A 24831-nucleotide genomic window follows, 5' to 3' on the forward strand; every position below is an offset into this window, starting at 1 on the left:
GGAGATGACACCACCGCCGGGACGCGAGCTGGTCCGGCGGCGGCGCAGGGCGGAGAGGCGGCTTGCTCAAATGACATGTCACGGGCCCAGGACCATGATCGGTCCGGGGCCTTCGCCTGGTGCTCCCGGCACGATTCGAACCTGCGACACCCGCTTTAGGAGTTCGATCGGGGGGCGAAAGCTGGGCCCGATGTCGCTAAGAGATGGTTGATGAAGGCCGTCTAACGCTGCTGTTATTCGCCGTCGTTGATGTCAGCGTTGGATGTCAGGCAACACTATGCCCCTAGGGCCTCTCCGATGGGTTGTGTGAGCTGGTCAGGGCGCCGTGGCCTAGTGTTTGCTGCTGAACGAAGGGGGTCGCTTGTCACGCGATACAGCCGAAGCAGAGGCGGGGATGAAGGGGATCACGTTTCCTGCCTGGCACGGAAAGCACTACGTGACCCTGGCTGAGCTACTGGTCCGTCTCGGCAGCTTCGGCCTGGACCTGAAGTGGCGCGTCGAGTTCGACGAGATCGTCGATCCTCGCTGTGTCGAGATGGAGAGACGGTCTGCCGACGCCGGCATGGACACGTTGACGCTGTTGTCGCTGACGACCCCCTTCCTCCAGCTGATCGACGCCGAAGCACGTGGGTCCGCCGAGGACAGGGTGATGGTCGTCCTGACCGAAGTAGACAGCTCGTTGTGGGACGTCAGGGCTGTCGACGAGCGCGTACTCAGCGAACTTCGTCACCACTATCCGGGTGCAACGGACCGGTCTTCCGCGATGTGATGTATCGCCTCAACTACCGACTGGACGGCACCCGGGCGGCAGGAGAGACGTACAAGCGGCGGCGCCGCGCCTTGAACACCGCCCCTGAACACGCGGTTGACGTCGGGGAGCTCCCGGAGAATCCGCTTCTACGGGCCCGTAGGAAGCGAGGGGGCTCTAACGGCACGGTGGATCGGCGGGTCCTCGTGAACGCCGTACAGGTGCGCCAGTTGCTCACTGCCGTCTCGTACGTCGGGTCATGGGACCGCAACCGTGGTCGGCGTCTCGTAGCGTTCTACGCGGTGCTCTACTACGCGGGACTCCGGCCCGCTGAGGCGGTCGGATTGCGGCTGTCGGGCTGCCACCTACCCGAGACGGGGTGGGGCACGCTGACGTTGCGGGAGACACGTCCCGTCTCTGGCAAGCAGTGGACCGACTCCGGGGAGAGGCACGACCGCCGGGGCCTGAAAGCCCGCGAGGCAGACACGGACCGACCAGTCCCCATCCCGCCCGTCCCGCGCGGGCGGCACGGATCACGTCCACGTGCTGGTCGGTCCAGTGGGCGAGGGCCTTCACGACGTCGAGCAACCCTGCGCGGTCTGGAACGCGACGGCATCGTCACCCGTACGGTCCACCCCACCTGCCGGGTCGTCGACGTTCTCGACGCCGTACTCGGCCGGTCCGGCGGGTCTGTCGGCCGAAGGCGTCGTCGGTCGGTCGTCCCCGCTCCGTGCCCGCCCGGCGTAGTTGTGCGGAATGTGCGTGACCACCCGATCAACGAGACACGCTCCAGGCGCCCAACGAGTGTTCGACGAGGGGCGTGTACGTCAGCTGGTGGTGAGCACCATCCGGAAGCGGGCGCTGCCGGAGAGCATCTTTTGATACGCCTCGTCGGCCTGGTTCAACGGCACGGTCTCGGTCATCGGGCGGATTCCGTGCAGGGCGCTGAATGCCATGGTGTCCTGCACGTCCTGTGCCGTGCCGGACGGGTGGCCGCGGATGATCCTGCCGCTCATGAGCAGCTGGACCGGGCTGATCCCCAGCGGGTCGGGACTCGCCCCGATGGCCACCAGCTCGCCGCGGTGCGACAGCCCGTCCACGGTCGCTGTGATGGCGTCGGAGCTGCCGGCGGTGGCCAGGACGACTTTGGCACCGCCGAGGGACTGCAAGGCCTCTGCGACGGGGGTGTTTGCCGTGCTGTCGATGTAGTGGTGAGCGCCGAGCTGCTTGGCGAGGTCGGCCTTGCCGGTTCCCCGGGCGATCGCCACGGTTTCGAAGCCCATGGCGACCGCGTATTTCACGCCCAGGTGGCCCAGGCCGCCGATGCCGAGTACGGCGACCAGATCGCCCGGCTGAGCAGAGCTGCGCCGCAGCCCGTTGTACGTGGTCACACCCGCGCAGGCCATGGGCCCCGCATCGCTGGCCGCCAGCGCGTCGGGAATCCGGGCCAAGGCGTCGACCGGCGCGATCATCGCCTCGCCGAAGCCCCCGTCGTACGACCACCCGGGAACCTTCAGGTTCTCGCACACGATGAAGTCGCCTTGCCTGCAGGGCTTGCAGTAGCCGCAGCTGCCTCCGAACCAGCCCACCGCCACCCGGTCGCCCACCTGCCAGCCTCTGTCCTGCGTGCCGTCGCCGAGCTCCTCGATGTGCCCGGCGATCTCATGCCCGGGAACCAGCGGGAACTGGACGCCCGGCAGACCGGCATTCACGAAGAAGGCGTCGCTGTGGCAGATCCCGCAGGCCTCCACGGCAACCCGTACATGGCCTGGGCCCGGCTGCGGCACCTCACGCTCGGTGATCTCGAACGGCCCGCCCGCGGCGGCCACCTGCGCGACTCGATAGGAATTCATGTGTCTCTCCGGGAACGGGTACGGGGACGGCGGCCCCGAAAACCAGCAGACCAGCTCCGGGCCGATCGCGCGCGCCGAGCGGAAGGAGTTGCTTGTGCCGTGGGGTCGGCGGTCAGGGCCTTGAGTACTGCGTGGGAGGGCCGACTCAGCCGACGCCCAGCAGTCCGGAATGGTCCCCCTGCTGCTGTGGGTCAGCGCGGCACTGCACCGCGCACTACGGCCATGTGGCCTTCGTGGCGCGTCCACTACGGATTTCACGGCAAAGCGCGGACTGACAGTCCGGCGGTAGCACACCGGACAAGCAGAAAATGCCGTATGGGGAGGGCGGCACCTCTTGGCGCATATCGTCTGGCACGTGAGGCCTGGGGACACGGTCCCCTCTCCAGCCACGTGTAGGTGAACAGTCAATCGTCCTGGGGTGTTCTCTGCCCCTTCCGTTGGCCGTGGGTGCGCTCGGGAAGCCGCCGCGGACTGCGGTACGGCTCTCCTGACTCCTGCCGTCTGAGGCGGGGAGACGTCCCCGTTTCTGGAGGCGGGTGCCGGTGCGCGAGGCCGCGCGGCGCCGTGAAGGGCTGCGCGCACCTTGCCTGCGCCGTGCGCCCGGCGCACGCTGGTCGTATGGGCGCTCGGGACGGTCCTACGCTCATCACTTCCGTGCAGCGGGCCTTCCGTCTGCTGGAGGCGGTGAGCGCCCACGAGAACGGCGCGCCGGCGAAGCAGCTGGCACGTGAGACGGGCCTGCCCTTGGCCACCGCCTATCACCTGCTGCGGACGCTGCTCCACGACGGATACGTACGAAAGCTGGACGACGGCGGGTTCGTCCTGGGTGACAAGCTGCAGACGCTGCACACCGTGGGCCGCGGGCAGGCGCTGCTCAGCCGTGTCCGTCCCACGCTCGCCGCTCTGCGGGACGAACTCGCGACCGCCGCCTACCTCACCTTCTACGAGGAGGGCGAGATCCGGGTTGCCGAGATCGTCGACGGCCCCCGGGCGCCCCGGGTCGACCTTTGGGTGGGATTCGAGGACGCGGGGCACGCCACCGCGCTGGGCAAGTCCGTGCTGCGAGAACTGGACGACGACTCCCGCCAGGACTACCTCTCCCGGCACCACCTCGCCGGCCTCACACCGCGGACCATCACCAGCCGTCCGGAACTGCTCCGGCGACTCGACTCCTCACCCGTGGCCCCGGCCGTCACGGACCTGGAGGAGTACGCCGTCGGCACGGTCTGCGTCGCCGTGCCCGTCTACAGCGGGGAGATCCTCGGCTCGCTCGGCGTCTCACTGCCGGCGGACCGGCTTCCCCGGCTTGAGGAGATCCTGGCGCGGCTGATCCCGACCGCGAGTCGCGTGACCAGGAGCCTCTCGCTCACTATCTGAAAATCCTCTCCTTGTGGCGCCCGAGCCGAACCCGTTTCCTGGATGAAACAGACATTTCAGGAGTACGCCCCGCGCACAGGTGAGGACTGCGGACGAAGTATGAGTCAGGCCCGAGACCATGGTGGCGGCCACTGGCCGATACAGCCGTTCAGGGACCGAGTGGCCGGTCCCGGGGCGTCGGCCCGGAGGCGCGTCGTCTCACAGTTTGCCGCCCGTACGTCTGTACTGCCCGTGCTGATCGTCTCCGTCGTCGTGGTCGTCGACCTCGTCGGCGGAGCAGGGATGATCTGGCTGCCACTGCTCGCGGCCGGGCCCGCGCTGGCCGCCGCCACCAGCGGGCCGCGCGGAGTCCTCTGTGTCGGTCTCCTCGCCGCGGCGCTGAGTGCGGCGCTCGGAATCCGGGACGGTGTTCCGGGCCGCGAGCTGGCGGCCGTACTGTCCGCCCTGGTGGCCGTCACTCTGGCGAGTGGCCTGGCCAGCGCGCTGCGCGGGCGTCGTGAACGGGTGCTCGCGGCCGTCCGTTCGGTCGCGGAGGCCGCCCAGCATGCGCTTCTCAAGCCTGTACCGGCGACTGTCGGCCCGTTTCAGGTGGCCGTCCGCTACAGCGCCGCGGCGGCGGAGGCCCGAATAGGCGGGGATCTCTACGCGCTGGTACCCACTCCGTACGGGGTCAGGCTGATCGTCGGCGATGTGCGCGGCAAGGGGCTGCCTGCCGTGTCGACCGCTGCGCTTGTGCTCGGTATCTTCCGCGAGGCTGCCTACGACGAGCCCGATCTCCTCGCCGTCGTCGCCAGGATCGAGCGGAGCCTGGCGCGCAACCTCGGTACTGACGACTTCGTCACCGCCGTGGTCGCCGGATACCCGCAGGCCGGGCATCTGGAGGTGGTCAACTGCGGACACGCGCCTCCGCTTCTGGTACGCGCATCCGGAAACGTCGTGGCGGTAGAGCCCACCGATCCGGCCCCGCCCCTCGGGCTGCGCGCCCTCACGGGCGAGACCCCCAGTCTCCAGGTGCTGCCCTTCGCCGACGGGGATCAACTGCTGCTCTACACCGACGGGGTCACCGAGGCCCGCAACCACGGCCGTGAGTTCTATCCGCTCGCCGAAGGGCTGGCGCGCCACTTGACCGACGAGCCCGCGCGCACCCTCACCGCGCTCCACGACGAACTGCTGGCGCATGTGGGCGGCCGACTGCACGACGACGCGGCGCTGCTCCTGCTCCACAAACCGGCCATTCCCGAAGCGAGCGTTCCCGAACCGGCGTCCGAGGCCGGTCGCGGCAGCGGCTCGTGCTCCGTCTCGTCCCGCTCCCGCTCCTCAGCCGCGGTCGCGGGTGTGGGCGGCGGAAGTCAGGCTGCCGAGAAGACCCAGGAGCGGCGGCTCCTCACCGCCTTCGCACCTTGCGGCCGGAACAGGAGCGCCTGACGGCTGTTCCGTCAGCGTGTGATTCACGGTCCAGGCCCCACTCGACGCTGGACAGGGCGCCGCCGAGGAGTCCTGTGGCGGCGCTGAGCACCGTTGACAGCTCTAGATGTTCGTCCACGGAGTTCAGGGACGGTGGACGGCCCGCCGGGCCATTTTGATCAAGCTATGCTCAACTCGCATATTTCATGTGTTACAGGTGATAGATTCTGCGGTATGCGGATGACTCTGGCAGACCGAGTCCGATCGGCGGTGGCAGCGCTCCTGCACGCCACGGGCGAGTCCCAGACCGACCTCGCAGCCGCCCTGGGCGTGAGCCAGGCCCAGGTGAGCCGCCGTCAGTCCGGCAGCGCCGCCTGGAGTCTGGACGACTGCGAGGCCGTCGCCGAGCACTTCGGTATCGACGTGCTGGACCTGCTGGCCGGCCCGACCCGGGCCTCCGAAGCCCTGCCGGACACCCGGCGCCGCGCGATCGGCCGGCGCGTCCCCGCAGCCGGCCCGGTTGCGCAGGAGGAGGTCGCACGATGACGAACTTCGACGCGATCGACGCGCTGCTGGCAGGGGCCAAGCAGGAGATTTCCCTGCCGCCGGTGGAGGAGCGTCGGGCGCTGCGCGAGGCGCTGAACCTGTCGCGCGCCCAGGTGGCGCAGGCGCTCGGCGTCAGCCCGTCCACGGTCGGCGGCTGGGAGTCCGGGCGCGATCCAAGCGGCGAGGTGCGCGAGAAGTACGCGTACTTCCTGGAAGGCGCCCGCACCAAGCTGGCCCCGGCCGAGGAAGCGACCGTCGCCGACGCGGACATGGTCCTCACGGAGGACGACGGCACCGGCATCGACATCGATGCGGCCGACGGTGGCCCCGACGAGGTCGAAGCTCTCGCCGCCGCCCAGCCGTGCGTGCTGTGCGGCGGCCCGGCTCGCCACCAGGTCGCCGGTTTCCCTCAGCACCTGGACCCCGCCGAGTGCAGCAGCACGGCGGAGCCCGTACCAACGACAGAATCCGTACCGCCGGCCAGGGCGACGGAGCAGGCCCGACAGGACGGGGCCGCAAAGCCCGGCCGCCAGCCGACGTCGACGAGGGTCGTCCCGGTCGGCCGGCGTATGCAGGCCGCCTCCGAGCTCCCCGACCTGATCGGCTCGGCCGTCGCGGCCGCGCTCGCCAAGCACGAGGGTGATGTCGACGCGGCGACCGCGGCATTGGTGAAGCGCGCCATCCCGGACGCGATGGCGCTGCTGGACGAGACCCGCAAGGGCGGCCGCTACGACATCGTGGCGCACCCCTGGATCCCGGACGTCCTGCGCAAGCAGACCGCCCGGGGCGCGGACCAGATCTGGGAGGCCCGCCCCAAGTGGGCGCGGCCCGAACTGCCGCCCGGCGCCCACGAGGTGACGGCCCTCGACATCAACGGTGCCTACCTCTCCGCGCTCAAGACCCATCTGCCGATTGGGCAACTCGAGCACTCCACGGGCTTCGACCACGACCGCCGCCGCGCCGGTGTCCACCTGATCACGCCGCCCGCGTGGGAGCACGACGCGGTCCTGCCCAACCCGCTGGGGAACCGGGACGAGCCTGGCCCGCTGTGGGTGACCGAACCCACCCTGCGCCTTCTCCTGCGTCTCTCCGGTCCGAAGTACGGGCTGTGTGAGCCGCCGGAGATCCATGAGTCGTTCACCTCGGGCGCCACGGAGGGCCTGCTGGAGAAGTTCCGGATCGCGCTGAAGGACGCCCGGGACCGGGCGATCGTCGCCGACGACGAGGTGACGCTGGAGTACGTGAAGGCGATGTACTCGAAGTTCGTCTCGACGATGGGGGAGTCGAACTTCAACCGGGAGCTGTACCGCCCGGACTGGATGCACCTGATCCGCTCGCAGGCTTTCGCGAACCTGTGGATGAAGGCGTACAAGGCGTACGACGAGGGACTGATGGTCGTGCGCGCGATGGGTACCGACGAGCTGCACGTGATCGGTGACTGGCGGAGTGTCTTCCCGGAGGGCCGCGGCGTTTCCGAGGTGAAGATCAAGGACGCGTACACCGTCGGCACCGACCCCGCACCCGATTCCGAGTAGCCGCACCCCCGTCACGCGGAGACTCGGATAGGGATGGGCTGGATCAACGTCATAAGGGAAGTCAAAGCATGGGGGTACGGCGAGCAGACGCCGTCCGGCGACGAGAGCGAGGAAGCGGACAGGGGGCCGCGGATTCCGCCTTAGGCGCGTAGGTCGCTCACGGAGACCACGCGCGATCTGGCCGATGCCCGGGCCGAGTTGACCGCTGCGCCGAAACCGCAAGGACAACGACTTCCATCAGTATCTCCTTCTCCAGATCCGCGGCCGACTGGGTCTCTGCGTCCCGGTGTTGGTTGTCGTGCACCCCCAGTAGAGGCCGAGAAGGTCAACGCTCTTCAGCGGTCGCGTGGGGATCTGTCGTCCGGCATGGGGCGCCCCGCCCACCCCATGCCACGCAAACACTCGGTGGTGAGGCTATGATCCGCCGCACCGTCACCACTACGCCCGCCAGCGGAAGTTGAGCGAGCATCACGCACTCGGAGGGCAGGCTTACAGCGGAGCGCTCCGGGAATTCCGTGCCACACAGAAGAGCACGGGATCAGCCCACCCCAGTCACGCGCGCTTCACGGATAGGCCGAACTCGCCATGCGTGCACGAAATTAAGGTATTCTGACACTGTCATAAATTAGCCTGGGAAGGATAGGGTAAATGCCGGAGAGGAATCGGGAGTTCGGCAAATACGGCGCCCGTGGCATCAAGGGTCATGAGGCGGCCGCGCGCCAGCTCGATAACCTCGCTGGTTTCATCGCCACTCCCATCACCGCACGCCGCGGCCTTATGGCGCGTCTGCACTACCTGACCCGTACCGACCACGCCCGTGAGGCGGCACATGAGGCCGGCCTTGCGGTCACCGACCGCACCCTGAAAGCGTGGCTGGACGGCAAGCGCAACCCGTCACAGAAGAACCTGGAGAGGATCGAGGCGGCGTACAGGATCGTGCGTCGGCACAACGTCTCCCGTTACCTGGTCAACCGCCTCAACCGTGACGGGCGCGGTACTCGCGTGGAGTTCCACCCGCTCAACCAGAGTCAAGTTCCCCGGCCGCGCCAGCGCGTGATCGAGTTCCGCACGCTCAACGTCCGCCATTGGGACCGCATCGTCGAGGCGTGGGCCAGCGACGATGACGAAGCACTCGACGATGCCTGGGTCAACGACGCCGTAGTGGATCTTGGAAGTCAATGGGGCGAATTCGAGTACGTTTCGAACATTGGCTTCGCTGCCTGACGATCGTTTTAGGTACTCAAATCCCGTGTCATTTTCTCGGATGGGATGTCAGGCGGTCGTCATGTTCTGAGAATAGACAGTTCGCAGGCGATCAAGATCCGTGACACAGTCTCAGCCGCGGTGGCATGACGATGGCATTGGGCTTGTCTACGGTTGTGATCAAAACCGGGTTTGAACCCCGCGGCGGTGGTCCGGTAGTTGTGACCGTGCCCCGGCGTCTCGGCTCCCGCAGGACCTCCGGCGGCCCGGGACATCAGAGGCGTCACCGCCGCCAGGGCTGACGGTCAGTACACGTCGCGGACGTAGCGCTTGTCGGCGCCGAGCTGCTTGACGTAGGCGGCGGCCCCGCCCTCGTCGAGGCCGCCGTGCGCGACGGCGATGTCGCGCAGGGCGCGGTCGACGTCCTTCGCCATGCGGGAGGCGTCGCCGCAGACGTAGAAGTGCGCGCCGTCCCGCAGCCAGGACCACAGCTGGTGGCCGTGCTCGCGCATGCGGTCCTGGACGTAGATCTTGTTGCGCTGGTCGCGGGAGAAGGCGGTGTCCAGGCGGTTGAGGGTGCCGTCGGCGAGGAGGGCGGTCAGCTCGTCCTCGTAGTAGAAGTCGGTGGCCCGGTGCTGTTCGCCGAAGAACAGCCAGTTGGACGCGCGGTGGCCGCGGGCCCGGCGCTCGTGGAGGAAGCCGAGGAAGGGGGCGATTCCGGTGCCGGGGCCCACCATCACCATGGGGGTGGCGGGGTCGGCCGGTGGCCGGAAGTGGGGGGAGCGCTGGACGAACACCGGCACGGGTGTGCCGGGGGCGGCGTCGGCGAGGAGGGGCGAGCAGACGCCCTGGCGCGGGCGGCCGTCCGGATTCTCGTAGCGGACCACGGAGACCGTCAGCGAGACGAGGCGAGGGTCGTCGAGCGGGCTGGACGATATGGAGTACAGCCGCGGCTGGAGCGGCTTCAGCACCTCTGCCCACTCCCGGGCGTCCGCGCGCACGGGATGTCCGGCGATGACGTCGACGGCCTGACGGCCCCAGGTCCACTTCGCCAGCTCGTCCTTGTTGTCGGGGCGCAGCAGTTTCTTCAGTACCCGGTCTTCGGTGCGTTCGGCGACGAAGCGGAGCAGGTCGGGGGTGGTGCGGGTGATGTCCAGGTGCCGGTGCAGGGCCTCGTGGAGAGGGACCTCACCGATGCCGTTCAGCTCCACGGCGGCCGCCGGGTCGAGGCCGGTGGTGGCCAGCCATTCGGTGACGAGATCGGGGGAGTTGACGGGGCGTACGCCGAGGGCGTCGCCGGCCTCGTAGAGGAGTGGGGTCTCGCTGTCACTGGTGTCGAAGGTGAAGCGGCGGACCTCCTTGCCCGCGCCGGGCAGGCTGAGCAGCTGGTTGCCGACGAGGCGGGCGGTGACGGGAGCGGCCTTCTTCGAGCTGGGACTGGGAGCGAGGGCGGGGGCTGGAGCCGGTTCCGTCTCGCCGGTCAGAGCGGTGAGGACCTGGTCGAGCCAGGCATGGGCGGAGGGTTCGTAGTCCGGTTCGCAGTCGGTGCGCGGGGCGAGGCGTATGGCGCCCAGCTCGTCGAGGCGGTGGTCGAGGCGGCGGCCGTGGCCGCAGAAGTCGTCGTAGGAGGAGTCGCCGAAAGCGAGGACGGCGTACCGTACGCCGTCCAGGCGGGGGCTGTCAGGGGCGGCCAGGGCGTCCCAGAAGCCGGAGCCGTTGTCGGGCGCCTCGCCGTCGCCGAAGGTGCTGGTGATCAGCAGGACGTCCGCGCCCGTCGGCAGGGAGCCGGGGTGGGCGTCGTCCATGCCGACGAGGGTGGGCTTGTGCCCGGTCGTGGTGAGCCGGTCGGCGGTGGCCGCCGCGAACTCTTCGGCGTTGCCGGTCTGTGACGCCCACAGGACGACGACCTCCCGGGCGGGCGCGGAAGGCTGAGGTTGTGAGGTGGTCGAGGGGGTGGCGGGCACGCGGGAGTACATCCCGGCGAGCACGCCGTTCACCCACAGTGCGTGCTCGGGGGAGAAGGGCGCTCCCGGCGGCAGCACGGGCACGCCGGGGGCACCGGACTCGATTCCGGCGAGAAAGCCCACCAGGTACTGGCGTTCGTGCTCGGCCAGCACGGGCGGCGGCGGGCCGGCCCCCAGTGCGAAGACGCTCGCGGGGCCCTGGGCGACAGCGGCCGATGCGGTAGCCCAGGCAGGAGGCTGAGGCACTGGTGCGCCGGGACGGTCGGCGGCCGAAGCCGGTGGCGGAACCGGCACCGACGCCGGAGTCGCGACCTTCGTCAGCGACACCGCGCAGACCTTGAACTCCGGCTGGAAGGAGATCGGGTCGACGGCGTCACTGGTGACGGCGTTGACGCTCAGGTATTCGCCGAACAGGTCGTTCCAGTGGAAGGGCGCGAAACAGCAGCCCGGCCGTACCCGGTCCGTCACCACCGCGGGCAGCACGGCCCGCCCTCGCCGTGAGGCGACCTCGACCGCATCTCCCTCCGCGATGCCGAGCGCCTGCGCGTCCTGCGGATGCAGTTCCACGAACGGCCCGGGGTTGAGCTTGTTGAGCTTGGCGACCTTGCCGGTCTTGGTGAGGGTGTGCCACTGGTGCTGCAGCCGCCCGGTGTTCAGGACGTACGGATAGTCGTCGTCGGGCATCTCGGCCGCCGGGATGTCCGGGCGGGCGTAGAACACCGCGCGGCCGCTCGCCGTGGGGAAGACCGGACCGCCGCCGTCCTCGTCCACGTACCGGATCGGGTTGCGGTCGGGGCCGTCGGCGCTCGTGGCCGGCCACTGGACGGGGGTCCGGCGCAGCCTCTCGTAGGTCACACCCCGCAGGTCGTAGCCGGTCTTCGGGTTCCAGGCCCGCTTGATCTCCTCGAAGACCTCTTCGGCGCTGTCGTACGAGAAGCCCTTCTCGTATCCCATCTCGCGGGCGACGGCCGCGATGATCCGCCAGTCCGCCATCGCCTCTCCCGGTGGTTCCACGGCCGGGCGAGCGAGGGTGAGGTTGCGCTCGCTGTTGATCAGGACGCCCTCCGTCTCGGTCCACAGGGCGCCGGGCAGCGCGACATCGGCGTACGCGTTCGTCTCCGTCTCGGCGAAGACGTCCTGCGTGACGACGAACTCGGCGGTCTCCAGGCCCTGGATGACCGTTTTGCGGTTGGAGACGGAGGCGACGGGGTTGGTGCAGATGATCCAGCACGCCTTGATGTCGCCGTCGGCCATCTTCTGGAACATCTCGACGGTGCCCTGGCCGACGCCGTCCTTGCGGACCGTGCCCGGGGGCAGTTCCCACAAATCCTCGACGAAGGCGCGGTCCTCGTCCACGAGCACCGACCGCTGTCCGGGCAGGCCCGGGCCCATGTATCCCATCTCGCGGCCGCCCATGGCGTTGGGCTGGCCGGTCAGGGAGAAGGGTCCACTGCCGGGGCGGCAGATCGCGCCGGTGGCGAGGTGGAGGTTGACCAGGGCGTTGGTGTTCCAGGTGCCGTGGGTGGACTGGTTCAGGCCCATCGTCCAGCAGCTCATCCACTGGCCCGACTCGCCGATCCACTGGGCGGCCCGGCGGATGTCGTCCTCCGGTATGCCGGTGATCTCCGCCACCGCCGCGGGCGGGTAGTCGGCGAGGAAGTCGGGCATCGCCTCCCAGCCCTCGGTGTGGCGGGCGATGAACTCGGGGTCCGTGTGCCCGTTCTCGTACAGCAGGTGCAGCAGCCCGTTGAGCAGTGCCAGATCCGTGCCCGGCCTGATCTGCAGAAAGAGGTCGGCCTTGTCGGCGGTGGCGCTTCGGCGTGGGTCGACGACGATCAGCTTGGCGCCTGAGGCCTTGACCCGGTCCATCATCCGCAGGAAGAGGATGGGGTGGCAGTCGGCCATGTTGGAGCCGATGACGAAGAAGACGTCCGCGTGCTCGAAGTCCTGGTACGAGCCGGGCGGGCCGTCCGCGCCGAGCGAGAGCTTGTAGCCGGCGCCCGCGCTGGCCATGCACAGCCGTGAGTTGGACTCGATCTGGTTGGTGCGGACGAACCCTTTGGCGAGCTTGTTGGCGAGGTACTGGGCTTCGAGGCTCATCTGGCCGGAGACGTAGAGGGCGAGAGCGTCCGGTCCGTGCTCGTCGACGATCGCCCGCAGCCGCCGCGCCGTCCGGGTGATGGCGGCGTCCATCGGGGAGGGTTCCGCCTCCGCCCCGCGTTCGGCGCGCACCATCGCGGTGGTCAGCCGCCCGGGGGCGGCGAGCATGTCGGCCGTGGTCGCGCCCTTGGTGCACAGCCGCCCGAAGTTCGCGGGATGCTCCTTGTCGCCGGACGCCTTCAGGACCGTACGCCGTCCGTCGGCGCCCATCCCGATGCTGAGGACCATGCCGCAGCCGACACCGCAGTACGAGCAGACCGTCCGTACCTGAGTGGTGTTCGTCGTCACGGGCGGCCCCTCCATGCGATCGGATCCTGTCCTCCCTCGACGCTACGAAGTGCCCGTTACGCGGTTGTCACGCTGCTCGATCATCGGGAGTTACGCCCTCCACACAGCGGTGTTCGAGGGGATGTGAGAAGCCGCCTGGGTGTACGCGGCCCGCCGGGAGGTCGCTCCAGCCGGCTTTGCCGTCATCGGGACGCCGGGATCAGCCGCTGCAACGCCCGCGGCCGGGGCTCGGCCCGCAACCCGGCCTGAACGGATGCCGTGCCAGGCCGTGCCCGAACACGTCAGGCCAGGCGGACCAGGTCGCCGAGCCGGATCCGGCCCGGCCGCAGGACCTGGGCGTAGACGCCGGCGCAGGGCTGGGGCCCCATCGATTCCAGTGGGGTGACCCGGTTGTGTTCGGCCAGGACGCGGAGGGCGCCGGTGTCCGGAGGCAGGGTGCCGTGGGCGAGGGTGGGGATGGCGCAGCGTGGGGTGCGGGCGATGACGCGCAGGGTGAGGTCGGCGCCGATGCGCAGAGTCCGGTCCATCCAGTCGTTCTCGGTGAAGCCCGGCGCTGTCGTCGTACGGATGACGATGTTCGGGCGGTAGCGCTCCGCTTCGGCCCTACCATTCGGGGCCAGGGCCGCGATCCGGGCGACGGTGGAGGTCGTGAGCAGGTGTACGGGCGCGAAGTCGAAGAAGGTGCCCTGTGGGGAGCCGCTGCCGAGTCGGCTCGTCTGCGCGCTCTCGGGTGGTGTGGAGTCGTCGCGCAGTACGTCCTCGGGGTCGGCCCGGTCGAGCGTCGCTTCGTGCGGCGGGGTGTCGGTCAGCCGGACGGGTCGGCCCACGAGGTCGGTCAGCAGGCTGTCGATGCCGGGGTCGTCGGACCACAGCACCTTGCCGTCCGGCGCGGTGATGCGTACCGCGGACCTCTTGGTCTGCGCGGTCAGCGTGAGCAGCCGGCGCCACAGGCGGGGGTGTTTGGCGCTGGCGACCTTGCCGGTGTCCCGGTCGACGAGGGCGAGACGGCGGTCGAGGGTGAGGCCGCGCTCGGTGACCTCGACGTCGGACAGCTCTTCGCCCAGCATCGACTTCACCGGGTAGCGGCACAGCACGCTCACTGCTCCTTCGCGAGTCACTTGGCGGAGTATCCAACTCTGTAAATCTCACGGCAAGAGAATTTGAGCCCCGCGCTGCTCGCGGCCGGCTGGCACCTGGCCCACTACGAGGACGCCCCGCAGCACTTCCTGGCCCGTGCCGTACGCGTCCGCTGAGCCCCTCGGCTCAGTGCACCAGCGCCGCGACGAGGGCCGCCTCGTGGCGGGCGATGTGTTCCCGGTCCGCCCGGTACAGCGCGTCGTGGCCGTCGGCGATGTGCTGGGCGAAGGCGGCGACATTGGCCGCGGCCTGCGCGTGCATGTGCCGTACGAGGTGGTCGAGCCGTTCGCACGCGGTGCCGGGCAGTGCTTCGCGGCCGGGCCGGTCGAGTCCGCAGGCGTCGGCGAACAGCCGCAGTCGGCGCGCCTGTTCGTCCACCGGCAGCGTGAAGCCCTGGTTGTCCGGGCTGGTCAGTGGCACGAAGCGGTAGGCGGCGTAGGCGAGGTCCCAGACCCGCGGGCCGGGGTGCGCGGTGTCGAAATCGATGAACGCGGCCGGCGTCCCGTCCCGGAAGACCGTGTTGTACGGGGCGATGTCCCCGTGACAGATCACCTCGGCGGGCTCCCGCGCGGGCAGATACCACCGTGCGTCGGGCGGTGACACGAAGCCGACCGTCGCGTCGTGGTACGCGCGCAGCAGCCGGGCGACGGCTGCGAGGGCGGCGTCCGTGCGTACCTAGTCGGGCAGCGGGTAGTGCGCCACCTCGCCCGGCAGGAAGTCCAGGATCTCCCGGCCGTCGGCGTCGAAACCGTGGGCGAGCGGGGCGCCGGTGAACCCGGCCTCGCGGAGGTGCCGGAGCAGGGCTTGGACGGTGGTACTCCACGGTCCGGCGGGGCGCCGGACCGTCCGTCCGCTGCGGACGACGTGGTTGACGCCCCCGCCCGTCAGCGTTTCCTCGCCCTGGTGCGCTGTGGCCATCAAGTTCCCTAAGAATTCGGCGAGTTAAGAGGAAGATCGTATGTCGCAGGTGATGGGTGACACGGACTACGGCCGCGTCGGCGAGGGCTATGCGCGGATCCGCCCTATCCGATCCCCGGATCGCCGCCCTGGTGCATGCCGCGCCGGGTGACGCCCGCACAGTCGTGAACGTCGGGGCGGGCGCGGGCTCGTACGAACCCGCGGACCGGCACGTCCTGCCCGTCGAGCCGTCCCTGGCGATGCGCGCCCAGCGTCCGGCACATTTCGCGCCCGCGATCCACGGGGTGGCGGACGCGCTGCCGTTCGACGACGACGCATGCGTGGCGGTCTGGCATCGTTCGTCAGCGCGTGGGAGGGCGTTCGGTCAGTGAGCGGTGAAGCCGCCATCGACCGGCGGCGCGACACCGACCACGAGGCTTGCCCCCGGCTGCACAGCCGGAGGACGGCTGCGGCGATTTCGTCCGCGCGCCCAGCCTCCCGATCGGCTGCTCCTTCATGAGCTCTGCCATGGAGGCGGCCTGGCTCTCGAGCATGCCAGCGGCCATGGGGGTGTCGATCACCCGGGGCCCAGCGCATTGATCCGGATGCCCTGGGGGCGAACTCGAACGCGGCGCTCTTGGTCAGGCCGATCACCCCGTGCTTGGACGCATGAGGCGGCACGCTCCGGCATGCCCAAGAGCCCTCTCAACGAGGAGCAGTTGACGGTGCCACCGCTGCCCTGCTCCCGCATCTGGCGAAGCTGGTGCTTCATGCCGGCCCAGACGCCGCGCAGGTTGACCGCGTTCACACAGTCGAAGTTCTCGGCAGGCTCGTCGGCACCATCACTGGGCGGCGCCTGCACACCCGCGTTGTTGAAGGCCATGTCAAGGCGACCGAACGTCGTGACCGCGCGTTCCACCATCGCGGCCGTCTGGCTTTCGTCCGTGACGTGGCAGGTGACGCCGATCGCACGGCGGCCGGCCGAGGTAAGTTCTCCCGGCCGGCAAGCCAGACGCCGCGAACGCGACCTGGGCGGGGGCGGGATCGCGCAGGATGACGAAGGCGAGCCCGTCGGCGTCGTCGCGTTCGGCGACCGTCCAGCCCGCGCACAGCAGGCCGAGCTCGCCTTCGTCGAGAGCGATGTCCCGTTTGCTGTCCGGCACGGCCGCGGCGAGGGGAGTGATGACACAGAGGGCGCCTCCGGGGCGCAGTCGCTCGCGCAGCCGGTTCGTCACACGGGTGCGGTCGCGGATGAAGGCGAAGCTGAGGCGGAAGGTGATCAGGTCGTAGGCGGAATGGGGAAGGTCGTCCAGGCTGTCCTGCTCGATGTCGAGGCGCCGGTAGGTAATGGCCGGGGTGTCCTCGCCGTCGCCGTCGCGGTGGGCGAGGGCGACCGCGGCCGGGGCGTAGTCGATCGCGTCGACGGCGTAGCCGCTTTCGGCGAGGTGGCGGGCGAGTTCGCCCAGCCCGCAGCCGATATCCAGGGCGAGTCCTCCGTCGGGGGCCGGGGCGTGTGCGGCGAGCAGTTGGCGCTCGACGCCGCCCAGCCGCCGGAAGGTCTTTCCGCCGGTGTAGTGCGCGTCCCACTCGTCGGGCGTGGTGTATCCCACCTCAACGGCTCCTTGCCTGGTCTGGGGGCGGTCTCAGATGAAGGTGTTGGTGCGCAGGGCGCGCAGGGTGCGCAGTCCGCGTTCGACGACTTCCGGGTCACCGTGGGTACGGCCGTAGGCGATGCCGCTGACGGCGTCCAGCGCGGCCTCACACCGCAGGCGCTGTCGGTCGTCGTCGGTCAGGGGCCGGCCGTAGCCGGTGAAGAACGCCTCGACGAGATCGGGCCGGCCCAGCCAGGTGTCGGCGAGACGGACGAAGTCGCGTACGGCGGGGCCGAGTTCGCTCCGCTCGAAGTCGATCAGCCCGATGTCCACGGCACCGGTAGCGCCGTCGTCGCGGAGGAGGACGTTGCGCGGCTGGAGGTCGCCCAGGGTCGGTACCCACAGGACGGCGGGCAGTGTGTCGCGGAGTCCGGCGCAGGCGAGGGCGAGGTCCTCGTCGCCGGAGGCCAGCAGCGGGCGGGCGGCCTGAAGATGGCGGTGGATCTTGCCGGGGCCCGGTGGCGGAGCGGGCTGGGGTTCGGACGCTTGGTGGAAGCGTGCGGCGAGTTCACCGAGCTGCCGGTGGACCTCGCGCTCCAAGGCGGCGGGCAGGGCTCGGCCGTGCAGGGGGCGTCCGGGCAGTTCGGTGAGGATCACCGAGCGGTGGGCGCCGTCGGTGGCGACGAGCCGCGGTGCTCGTGGTCCGAGGGCGGGGACCCAGTGGCGGTAGGCGTGCACCTCGCGGCGGTGGAACTTGTCAGTTTGGTGGATCTTCACGTACCAGGTGCCACCGCGGGGACCGGTAGCCCGCCACACCCGGCTCTCCTCCCGCGCCCACGACGTGTCCGTCCACCCGGTGATCCGACCGACCGTCTGCTCGGCGAAGGCGCGCACCAGGCCTGGCGGTGCGTCGGCGGCGGGCACCAGGTGGAGCCGGTCGAGCCGGGGATCGTAGGCGATCGGGTCGCCGGGGTCCTGGAAGTGCAGGGCCAGGTGGGCGTTTTGGCGGTGGGCGTCGAGCCCGGCTCGGCAGTACGCCACCATCGGCTCCGGCAGCGCGTCCAGCGGGAACCAGCCCATCCCATCGCACCGGTCCGGCTCCATGATGCGGGGTTCGCCCTGCCAGCTGCGCGCCTGAAGGAAAACCCCGATACGGGCCTGGCCGGACGGGGCGCGGTGATGGACCGTGACCGCCCCGCCGACGTCCGCCGGGTCGATCACGACGCCGGTCTCTTCCCGGGCCTCCCTGACCCCGCCCTCGACGATGTCCTCGTGTGGTCCGTCCAGGTGTCCCGACGGCAGATGCCACAGGCCGGCCGCGTACACGTCTCCCGCCCGCCGTGACAGCAGCACCTGCTCACTTTCGGCGCCGCTGCGGCGCAGGATCACGTGCACGTCGACCGGCACCGTGTACCGCCCGCCGGCGGCCGGCCCGCTCACGCTGTACCTCTCGGGCGGCGGGCCGGCAGCACCGTGACCGTGACGGTCTCGGCCAGCCGACCGCCGGTGGCGTACCGGGCCAGCAGTTGTTCCGCCTCGGTTTCGAACTCGGAGTGGGGCTCGAACAGGTCGGGGCGGGCGAACGAGGTGGTGCGCAGGTAGCCGACCACCTGCTCGGGCGTCCAGCTCCTGGCGGAGCGGAACAGGTGCCTGCTCACCTTGCTGAAGGCGGAGTCGGCCAGGTCGTCCTCGTACGAGCGGCTCGGCTCGGGGTAGGGGCCGCGGGTGCCGGTGATCCGGGGGAGTGTGGGCGGCGGGGCGGCGGCGACCTGGCCGGTGCCCGCGCCGAGGTCCAGCAGTGTCGGGGCGGGCACACCCGTCATCGCCTCGGCCGCCAGCCATACGACCGGCTCGGGCACGCCTGGCCGGCATCGGGCGTGCTCCGGGGCTGTCGGACCGCACATCAGGTCCGCCTCGCGCGGGTCGGCACTCCGGGCGGGCATGCGATGGGCAGGGCGGTTCACCGCGGGCCTCCCTCGCGCTGCGGGCGCGGGTCGATCAGCGGCCAGGACAGGGTGTGGCGGCCGTGCCCCGCGCTGGCCCACTGCCGGCCGTCCGCGTCGAAGTGCAGCCGGTACGCGGCGGGTTCTCCGGCCGCCCGCCACCGGGCAGCGATCTCCTCGATCTCCTGCCAGATGGCGCGGGGCCCGAACTCGGTGACGGCGCACGTGCCATCGCCGTTGGACCGGACGCGTACCCACGAGCCGCACTCCGGAGCGCCGATCTCCAGGTGCTCGGCGCCGAAGTTGCGTACCAGCCCGGGACGCAGGTGATCGAGAGCCAGCCACATTCCCCGCGCCTCCCTGGGCGGTGGTGGACGGTGGACGCGTACGGTGTGGCCTTCCTCGGTGGCGATCTGCTGGCGGAATTCGGCGGACAGAAAGAGGCGTTCCCACCCCCAGCCGGCGCGGTGCCCGAACTCCACCGCCTGGAGCTGAGCCTCGATGCGGCCCGCTGCCGTCCTGGCAACCCGGGCCAGGCCCGGCCACGACGGCGAGCTGGTCCCGACCGTCGCCAGCGCCAAGCCGCCGGGCGCGAGCTGCTCCACCAGGGCGGTCGGCACGCGCGGTACGGCGAAGGAGACGTACACCCGGTCATACGGTGCCCCGTCGGGCCAGCCTGCCTCACCGTTCCCGGTGATCACGGCTGGCCGGTAGCCGAGGGCGGAGAGGTGTCCGGTGGCGGCGGTGGTGATGTGCTCGTCGAGGTCGAGGGTGGCCACGCCCGCGTCGCCGCAGACGGCACATGCCACCGCAGCGGTTACCCCGGCGCCGGTGCCGACATCCAGCACCCGCTGGTCAGGGCGTAGGTCCAGCTGCTGCAGCAGTCCGGCCGTCATTCCCAGAACGCTCGACATGGCGGTGATCGCGCCGCCCATCCGGATACCGCGAGGGCGCCCGAGGAGGGGTTCGCCGTCGTGCTGTACGGCGACGCTGGCTCCGCTGTGGAGCACGCGCAGCAGCTCCGGCCGGTCCGAGGGTAGCGACCAGTCCAGTAACTCCCAGCGCGGCGGGGTCTCGTCCGGGGCGCTGCGCCGCACGTATGCCTGCGGCATCAGGGCTTGGCGCGGCAGCGCGAGCAGGGCTTCGCGCACCGGGCCGGGCCGGAGGCTGTCGGTCTCTTCGAGACGGGCGACCATCGTCCTCCGGGCGGCAGCAGCGGCGTCGGCGTTGGCCGCTGTCGGGACTGGCGTTGGGGTGGTGCTGGATTGGGACAGAGCAGGTTCGGGCACCGTGGTGACCTCCGTGAGCGGGTGGGACGGACTGGGGGGAAGCGGGGGTTGGGGCTAGGCCCAGCCCATCTCGGTGTAGTGGCGCCCGTGCCGGATGCCGTCGATCGCGGCCCGGGTGTAGGGCACGGTCCGCTCCGGCAGAGCATCTGGATGCCACCAGCCCCAGCTGACGCACTTGTCCGGCTCTATGACCCGTGGCTCGCCCTTCCAACGCCAGGCCCGGAACACCAGCTGCAGGCGCGGCTGCGTGCCGGGCGCATCGAGGAGATGGACGGCGTGCACGAACTCGACGTCCTCGGCCTCGATCACCAGTGCCGCTTCCTCCCACGCCTCCCTGATCAGACAGGTGACGGCGGACTCCTGCTCGCAGTGACCGGCCAGGAAGTGGTGTTTGTTCGCCGCGTAGGCCGAGTTGGGGTGCCGCAGTCCCAGCAGGACTTCGCTGTCCCGCTGCAGATACAGGTGCACGCCGATGATGTTCGGGACGGTCTTCGTGTCGGTGCCGCGGACGCGGATCACGGGATACTGCCCGTCGGTGTCACGGGCCATGTGCGGGGCGACTCGGTCGTGGTGGATGACCGCGGTGGTCTTGGGGTCCATGGTGAGCCAGTGGATCTGCTCGGGATCGGTCCAGCGCAGCATGATCCCCTCGGTGAGGGGCAGCGTGGCGGGGTCGCCGTTCCAGGTGCCGCGGTAGACCAGGATCCGGCTGGTGGCGTCGCCGCTGGGGTCAAGGTTCTCGACGATGGCGAACGGGGCCAGATCGGGGATGTGGAGGCCGGTTTCTTCCAGTAGTTCGCGGGCGATGGCGTGATCGAGGCTCTCGCCGTCCTCGGGGTGTCCTCCGGGCAGCGACCACTGCCCCGCGCTGCAGATGGGCTTGTTGGCGTCCCGTAGATGCAGCAGGTAGTTCTGGTGGTCGTTGACGAGGAGTGCGGCGGTGGTCGTGGGCACGGCCGGTGCGGTCACGGTGTTCTCCCTCCATAAAGCGGGCGGGGCCGAGGGGTGCCGCGCCCCTGTCAGAGTGCGGCACCCTGGTGGTCATCGGTCGGTGGACAGGGCCAGGAGTTCAGCGAACAGGCCGCCGCCGTGGGCGAGTTCGTCGTAGCTGCCCTGTTCGGCGATCCGGCCGTGTTCCATCACGAGGATCCGGTCGGCGATCTTGGTGTTGATGAGCTGGTGGGTGACCACGATCGTGATGCAGTCGCCGCCGATCGCCTTGATCTGTTCGAGGACCTTGTGCTCGCCCCGGGCGTCCATCTGGCTGGTCGGCTCGTCCAGGATCAGCAGGCCCGCTCTCCGGTACAGGGCCCGGGCGCACGCCAGGCGCTGCCACTGCCCGCCGGACAGCTCGGTGCCGCCCCACAGCTCCCTCGCCAGCAGCGTGTCCAGGCCGTTGGGAAGCTCCTCGACCGCCTCCTGCAGGCCGACCGCCTCCAGTGCCTGCCACACCAGGTCGTCCTCGGTCTCGTGGGGTTGTCCGAGGGTGACATTGTCGCGGACGGACAGCGGCCACTGGGCGAAGTTCTGTGGGACCAGCCCGGACAGATCCCACAGGTGGTCCGGATCGAGGCCGGCGACATCGTGGCCGTTCCAGCTGACCTTGCCCTTGTCCGTGAGGAAGATTGCCGTGAGCAGTCGGGTGAGAGTCGATTTCCCGGAACCGTTCTCGCCGACCACGGCAAGGATCTGGCCGCGTCGCACCGTCAGCGACACCCCGGCCACGGCCGGGGTCTCCTTGCCGGGATAGCGGTAGACGGCCTCGTCGACACGGATCTCCTCCAGCGGACCGGTGAGAGCGAACTCGCCCCGTTTGGGGGCGCGTACGGCGGCGTAGTCGAGAAAACTGTCCATGTCGGCGAGGTACAGGGCGCTGTGGAACATGGCGGCGCCATAGATGACCAGCTGGCTGAGGGCGGCGAGCGTCGTCTGCACGGCGACGACCGCGGTGGCGGCGGTCGCCGGCTCGATCCGGCCGGTGGCGGCCAGCCAGGCGAGTGCGGCCCACGCGGCGATGAGGAAGACGCCGCCGATCGCCGAACTGGCGAGCACGATCCGCAGCATCCTGGGCGCCACGGCGAGGGTGCGCGCGTCAACGCGTTCGGAGATCGTCCGGTTCCAGAACACCAGGTAGCCGGTCATGCCGTTGGCGCGGATCTCGTCGGTGAACTTCGGGGAGGTCGCCCAACCACGCATGTTCTGCCGTACGTTGCGGTCGCCCACGTTGGCGTAGTGGGTCTCGTAAGTGACCTTCGCGTGCAGGATCGCGCCCACGGCGGCAGGGATGACGGCGAGCAGGAGCAACGGCAGCATCAGCGGGTGCAGCACGGACAGCACCCCGCCGGCGGTGATCATCCGGACCACGGCGGCGGTGAAGCGGGTGGCGTCCTGCACCATCACGTGGCTGCGGATCACTCCCATCTCCGCGGCCTCCTGGCGGTCCGCGAAGCCGTCCTCGCCGCGGGCGGCGGCCTCCACGCGGCAGACGGCCTCGACGAGGGCGCTGTCCGCGGCGGTGGTAAGCGGCGGTGTGATCCGCCCGTCGGCGTACGAGGACAGCGCGGTCGCAACCCGTCCGGCCGCTGCCGCGCCGGCGATGACCAGCAGCGCGGGCAGCGCCTGGTGGAGGCGCTCGGACACGGCACCGTCGGACAGGATCGGACGCATGGCGTGCGTCGTGGACTTCAGCAGGACGGCCGCCGCCGCGCCGGTCAGCAGCTGACAGCCGAGCAGCAGGAGCACGGCCCGCCGGTCAATGGCCCAGGCCATCCGCGCGGTCTGCGCCAGGACGTGCGGCAGCCGCGCGCGCATCGTGCTGAACGCTGCCTCGTTCAGCGGGTTCTTCGCGTGCCGGCCCTCGTAGCGGATCTCGGCAGGCGGCGGAGGAGGCACAGCCGCCGCTGTGCCGCGGCTGGCTGATCCGGCACCGGCCGGGGCGCCCTGCGCTGGTACGAGATCACGTTTCACGCGGCACCTCCGCCCGCGGGCGCGGTCATGGTCCCGTACAGCCGTCCGGCCGTGAAGTTCCGCAGGACCTGGAGGGTGTAGGGGTGGCAGTCGGACGGTGGACGGCCCGGGTCGACCCACAGCATGGCGCGGTGTTCTTCCGGTTCGGCGTTGCGGGGCTCGCCCTGCCACCGCTGCGCGGTGAAGAGCACGCTGATGATCCGCGCACCGTCCGGGGCCTGGTCGTGCACCAACTGGCAGAACTCCAGGTCCGTGGGTGCGACGCGGACTCCGGTCTTCTCGGCCAGCTCGCGCAGAGCGCCCTCGTCCAGGAACTCGTCCCGCTTCAGCGTGCCGCCGATGACGGTGATCTGGCCGGGGGCGGTGGCGGAGGCATCGGTGTGCTGTACGGCGAGGACCCGTCCGTCGCTGCGCTGGAGCAGCACGATGACGTGGGCCGGACTCAGGTAGGGAGCGTTCACGCGGCGCCCTCCTCGGCCAGCCGGGCCAGGGTCGCACGCGCGCGCTGGGTGACCTCGCGGTCGTCGTGGATCACTCCCCAGGCCAGACGGCTCGCGGCGTGCACCGTGGCCAGACAGACGAGCGCGCGCTCCTCCGGGCCGGTCAGGCACCGGCCGTAGCCGGTGAAGAAGGCGTCTCGCAGGCGCGGGTTGTCGGCCCAGGGCCCGCAGGCCATGGGCACAAGGTCCTGGACGAGGGCGGCGAACCGCGCCCGCTCGTAGTTGATCAGTGCCATCGGCTGGGAGCGGTCTGTCCAGAGCAGATGGCGTTCCCGCGCGTTGCCATGGATGAGCCCCAGCGGGACGCGCCCGACGAAGCGCAGCTCGTCGGCGCGCGTGCGCACCAGTTTCTGTTCCTCGGCCGTCATCCGGTCTCCGGCGGCTTCGATGGACCGTTGCGCGCCGCCCGCGGCCGACGGCACTGCCTCCGCCGCCTCTGCGCGGGTCACCCGGTTCAGCTTGCCGGCCTGGTGCAGCTCGGAGAGCAGCACGCCGGCCTGCCGGTGCGCCGACTGCCGCTGAGCGTCAGTCAGTTCCAGCCGGGACAAGGGTGTGCCGGGGAGGGCGGTCAGGATCAGGGCGAGGTGCTGGGCCGAGGACGCCACCAGCCTCGGCGCCCGCGCGGCGCCGAGGAAGGGAACGGCCGACCGATAGGCGAAGGTCTCCCTCGTGTAGAAGACCGGCCTGGGCGCGATCTTCACGAAGTAGCGTTCGCCGTCCGTCTCCCGGACCACCTCCCACATCCGGGGAGTGGGCCCGGGGCGCGAGGCATCGCGTACGACGGTGAGGGGGCCGATGGCGATCTCGGCCCAGGCTCGTGCGGACTGGTGCAGCGTCTGCCTCTCGGTCATGCCCCCCACCTCGGTGCTCGGCGTGACGTATCCGCGACGGCTGCGACGGCGGCGTCAACCTTGCGCACGGCCGGTGTCACCACGGTGTTCACGGTGTTCGTCACGAGAGCGGGCCGTTCGAACGCAGGGGGGACGGCGACGGGAGCGGGGATGGGGTTCACGGGTTCCTCCTGCGGTCGGGGTGTGCGATTTCGTGCCTCAAGAACTGACCTGATCAACGGGTCGTCACGGGCGGCGCCGGGCGAATCTTCAGGCGCAAGTTCGAATGCGGGGGCCGGGGCCTAGGGGCCGTTGGGTGACGCCGTCGTGATGTGCCGTTCGATCCACTCTCCCGGGGGCCGTTACCCGATCGAGGGATTGCTTTTGAGGCTGAGCACGACAGGTGTCGTATTTGCAGGACATCTGTCGTCACCCCTGTTCGGCCTCCCGGCAGAGGTCCTTGGGGCTGTCTCCGCGAAGTGCTGGGAAGCGGCGTTGTCGGTGGGCTCTGCCAAGGCGGGTCTGCCGGAAGGGACGGCGGCGCCTCGGACCAGGCGTCGACGCCTTCTCCGGTGGCGCGGGAGTCGTTGTCCGCGCC

22 protein-coding genes and 1 pseudogene are annotated in these 24831 nt (G+C 70.2%); 8 read left to right on the plus strand and 15 right to left on the minus strand.

Going from position 1 to position 24831, the window contains the following annotated elements; all coding sequences use genetic code 11:
• Window positions 1–394: 394 nt before the first annotated feature.
• Entirely contained in the window at window positions 395–769 is a 375-nt protein-coding gene (locus tag ACZ4WS_RS31715; RefSeq protein ID WP_467985932.1) for a hypothetical protein, read from the plus strand.
• Window positions 754–1263, plus strand: a pseudogene (locus ACZ4WS_RS31720) (tyrosine-type recombinase/integrase); the annotation flags it as partial. The gene ACZ4WS_RS31715 and the pseudogene ACZ4WS_RS31720, both read left to right, overlap by 16 nt.
• Window positions 1264–1320: 57 nt before the next feature.
• Here the strand turns inward: ACZ4WS_RS31720 and ACZ4WS_RS31725 are convergent.
• On the minus strand, window positions 1321–1518 hold the full coding sequence (locus ACZ4WS_RS31725) for a hypothetical protein (protein ID WP_467985935.1): 198 nt from the start codon (window positions 1516–1518) through the stop codon (window positions 1321–1323).
• A 57-nt stretch (window positions 1519–1575) separates the two neighbouring features.
• Complete coding sequence (locus ACZ4WS_RS31730) at window positions 1576–2601, minus strand: alcohol dehydrogenase (protein ID WP_467985936.1); 1026 nt, start codon at window positions 2599–2601, stop codon at window positions 1576–1578.
• A 618-nt stretch (window positions 2602–3219) separates the two neighbouring features.
• Between ACZ4WS_RS31730 and ACZ4WS_RS31735 the strand changes: the two genes are divergently transcribed.
• From ACZ4WS_RS31735 to ACZ4WS_RS31755, 5 genes are all read left to right on the plus strand, one after another.
• Window positions 3220–3978 carry an IclR family transcriptional regulator gene (locus tag ACZ4WS_RS31735; protein ID WP_467985937.1) on the plus strand — a complete coding sequence of 253 codons (759 nt, stop codon included), beginning with the start codon at window positions 3220–3222 and terminating at the stop codon, window positions 3976–3978.
• A 99-nt stretch (window positions 3979–4077) separates the two neighbouring features.
• Window positions 4078–5403 carry a PP2C family protein-serine/threonine phosphatase gene (locus ACZ4WS_RS31740; protein ID WP_467985939.1) on the plus strand — a complete coding sequence of 442 codons (1326 nt, stop codon included), beginning with the start codon at window positions 4078–4080 and terminating at the stop codon, window positions 5401–5403.
• 213 nt (window positions 5404–5616) lie between these two features.
• Window positions 5617–5928 (plus strand): helix-turn-helix transcriptional regulator, encoded by a 312-nt coding sequence (locus ACZ4WS_RS31745; protein ID WP_467985940.1) that lies wholly within the window; start codon window positions 5617–5619, stop codon window positions 5926–5928.
• On the plus strand, window positions 5925–7463 hold the full coding sequence (locus ACZ4WS_RS31750; RefSeq protein WP_467985942.1) for a helix-turn-helix domain-containing protein: 1539 nt from the start codon (window positions 5925–5927) through the stop codon (window positions 7461–7463). The genes ACZ4WS_RS31745 and ACZ4WS_RS31750 overlap by 4 nt, the downstream gene beginning before the upstream one ends.
• A 648-nt stretch (window positions 7464–8111) precedes the next feature.
• Window positions 8112–8687 (plus strand): transcriptional regulator, encoded by a 576-nt coding sequence (locus ACZ4WS_RS31755; protein WP_467985944.1) that lies wholly within the window; start codon window positions 8112–8114, stop codon window positions 8685–8687.
• Between the two features lie 284 nt (window positions 8688–8971).
• Here the strand turns inward: ACZ4WS_RS31755 and ACZ4WS_RS31760 are convergent, their stop codons facing one another.
• The 4 genes from ACZ4WS_RS31760 to ACZ4WS_RS31775 form a co-directional block, all read right to left on the minus strand.
• On the minus strand, window positions 8972–13093 hold the full coding sequence (locus ACZ4WS_RS31760; protein WP_467985946.1) for a molybdopterin-dependent oxidoreductase: 4122 nt from the start codon (window positions 13091–13093) through the stop codon (window positions 8972–8974).
• Window positions 13094–13359: 266 nt separating this feature from the next.
• Entirely contained in the window at window positions 13360–14196 is an 837-nt protein-coding gene (locus ACZ4WS_RS31765; protein WP_467985947.1) for an MOSC domain-containing protein, read from the minus strand.
• A gap of 145 nt (window positions 14197–14341) precedes the next feature.
• A complete protein-coding gene (locus ACZ4WS_RS31770) occupies window positions 14342–14818 on the minus strand; it encodes a phosphotransferase family protein (protein ID WP_467985949.1) in 477 nt (158 codons plus the stop codon).
• A 72-nt stretch (window positions 14819–14890) separates the two neighbouring features.
• Entirely contained in the window at window positions 14891–15133 is a 243-nt protein-coding gene (locus tag ACZ4WS_RS31775) for a hypothetical protein (RefSeq protein WP_467985951.1), read from the minus strand.
• 89 nt (window positions 15134–15222) lie between these two features.
• Here ACZ4WS_RS31775 and ACZ4WS_RS31780 point away from each other — a divergent pair, with 89 nt between their 5' ends.
• On the plus strand, window positions 15223–15504 hold the full coding sequence (locus tag ACZ4WS_RS31780; protein WP_467985952.1) for a hypothetical protein: 282 nt from the start codon (window positions 15223–15225) through the stop codon (window positions 15502–15504).
• Between the two features lie 185 nt (window positions 15505–15689).
• Here the strand turns inward: ACZ4WS_RS31780 and ACZ4WS_RS31785 are convergent, their stop codons facing one another.
• The 9 genes from ACZ4WS_RS31785 to ACZ4WS_RS31825 form a co-directional block, all read right to left on the minus strand.
• The gene (locus ACZ4WS_RS31785; protein WP_467986294.1) at window positions 15690–16079 is read right to left on the minus strand and encodes an SDR family oxidoreductase; all 390 of its coding nucleotides are present in this window, start codon (window positions 16077–16079) and stop codon (window positions 15690–15692) included.
• Window positions 15997–16722: a class I SAM-dependent methyltransferase gene (locus ACZ4WS_RS31790; RefSeq protein WP_467985954.1), complete on the minus strand. Its 726-nt coding sequence runs from the start codon at window positions 16720–16722 to the stop codon at window positions 15997–15999. The genes ACZ4WS_RS31785 and ACZ4WS_RS31790 overlap by 83 nt, the downstream gene beginning before the upstream one ends.
• 33 nt (window positions 16723–16755) lie before the next feature.
• Window positions 16756–18144 (minus strand): phosphotransferase, encoded by a 1389-nt coding sequence (locus tag ACZ4WS_RS31795; RefSeq protein ID WP_467985955.1) that lies wholly within the window; start codon window positions 18142–18144, stop codon window positions 16756–16758.
• Entirely contained in the window at window positions 18141–18668 is a 528-nt protein-coding gene (locus ACZ4WS_RS31800; RefSeq protein ID WP_467985957.1) for a hypothetical protein, read from the minus strand. Before ACZ4WS_RS31800 ends, ACZ4WS_RS31795 begins: the two co-directional genes overlap by 4 nt.
• Window positions 18665–19843 (minus strand): methyltransferase domain-containing protein, encoded by a 1179-nt coding sequence (locus tag ACZ4WS_RS31805; RefSeq protein WP_467985959.1) that lies wholly within the window; start codon window positions 19841–19843, stop codon window positions 18665–18667. Before ACZ4WS_RS31805 ends, ACZ4WS_RS31800 begins: the two co-directional genes overlap by 4 nt.
• Before the next feature lie 147 nt (window positions 19844–19990).
• Window positions 19991–20905 carry an NUDIX hydrolase gene (locus ACZ4WS_RS31810; protein ID WP_467985961.1) on the minus strand — a complete coding sequence of 305 codons (915 nt, stop codon included), beginning with the start codon at window positions 20903–20905 and terminating at the stop codon, window positions 19991–19993.
• A 72-nt stretch (window positions 20906–20977) separates the two neighbouring features.
• Complete coding sequence (locus ACZ4WS_RS31815; protein WP_467985963.1) at window positions 20978–22828, minus strand: ATP-binding cassette domain-containing protein; 1851 nt, start codon at window positions 22826–22828, stop codon at window positions 20978–20980.
• A gap of 71 nt (window positions 22829–22899) precedes the next feature.
• Window positions 22900–23364 (minus strand): NUDIX domain-containing protein, encoded by a 465-nt coding sequence (locus ACZ4WS_RS31820; RefSeq protein WP_467985965.1) that lies wholly within the window; start codon window positions 23362–23364, stop codon window positions 22900–22902.
• Entirely contained in the window at window positions 23361–24254 is an 894-nt protein-coding gene (locus ACZ4WS_RS31825; protein WP_467985967.1) for a phosphotransferase, read from the minus strand. Before ACZ4WS_RS31825 ends, ACZ4WS_RS31820 begins: the two co-directional genes overlap by 4 nt.
• Between the last annotated feature and the right edge of the window lie 577 nt (window positions 24255–24831).

It is taken from the genome of Streptomyces sp. NPDC029292, from assembly GCF_055569295.1.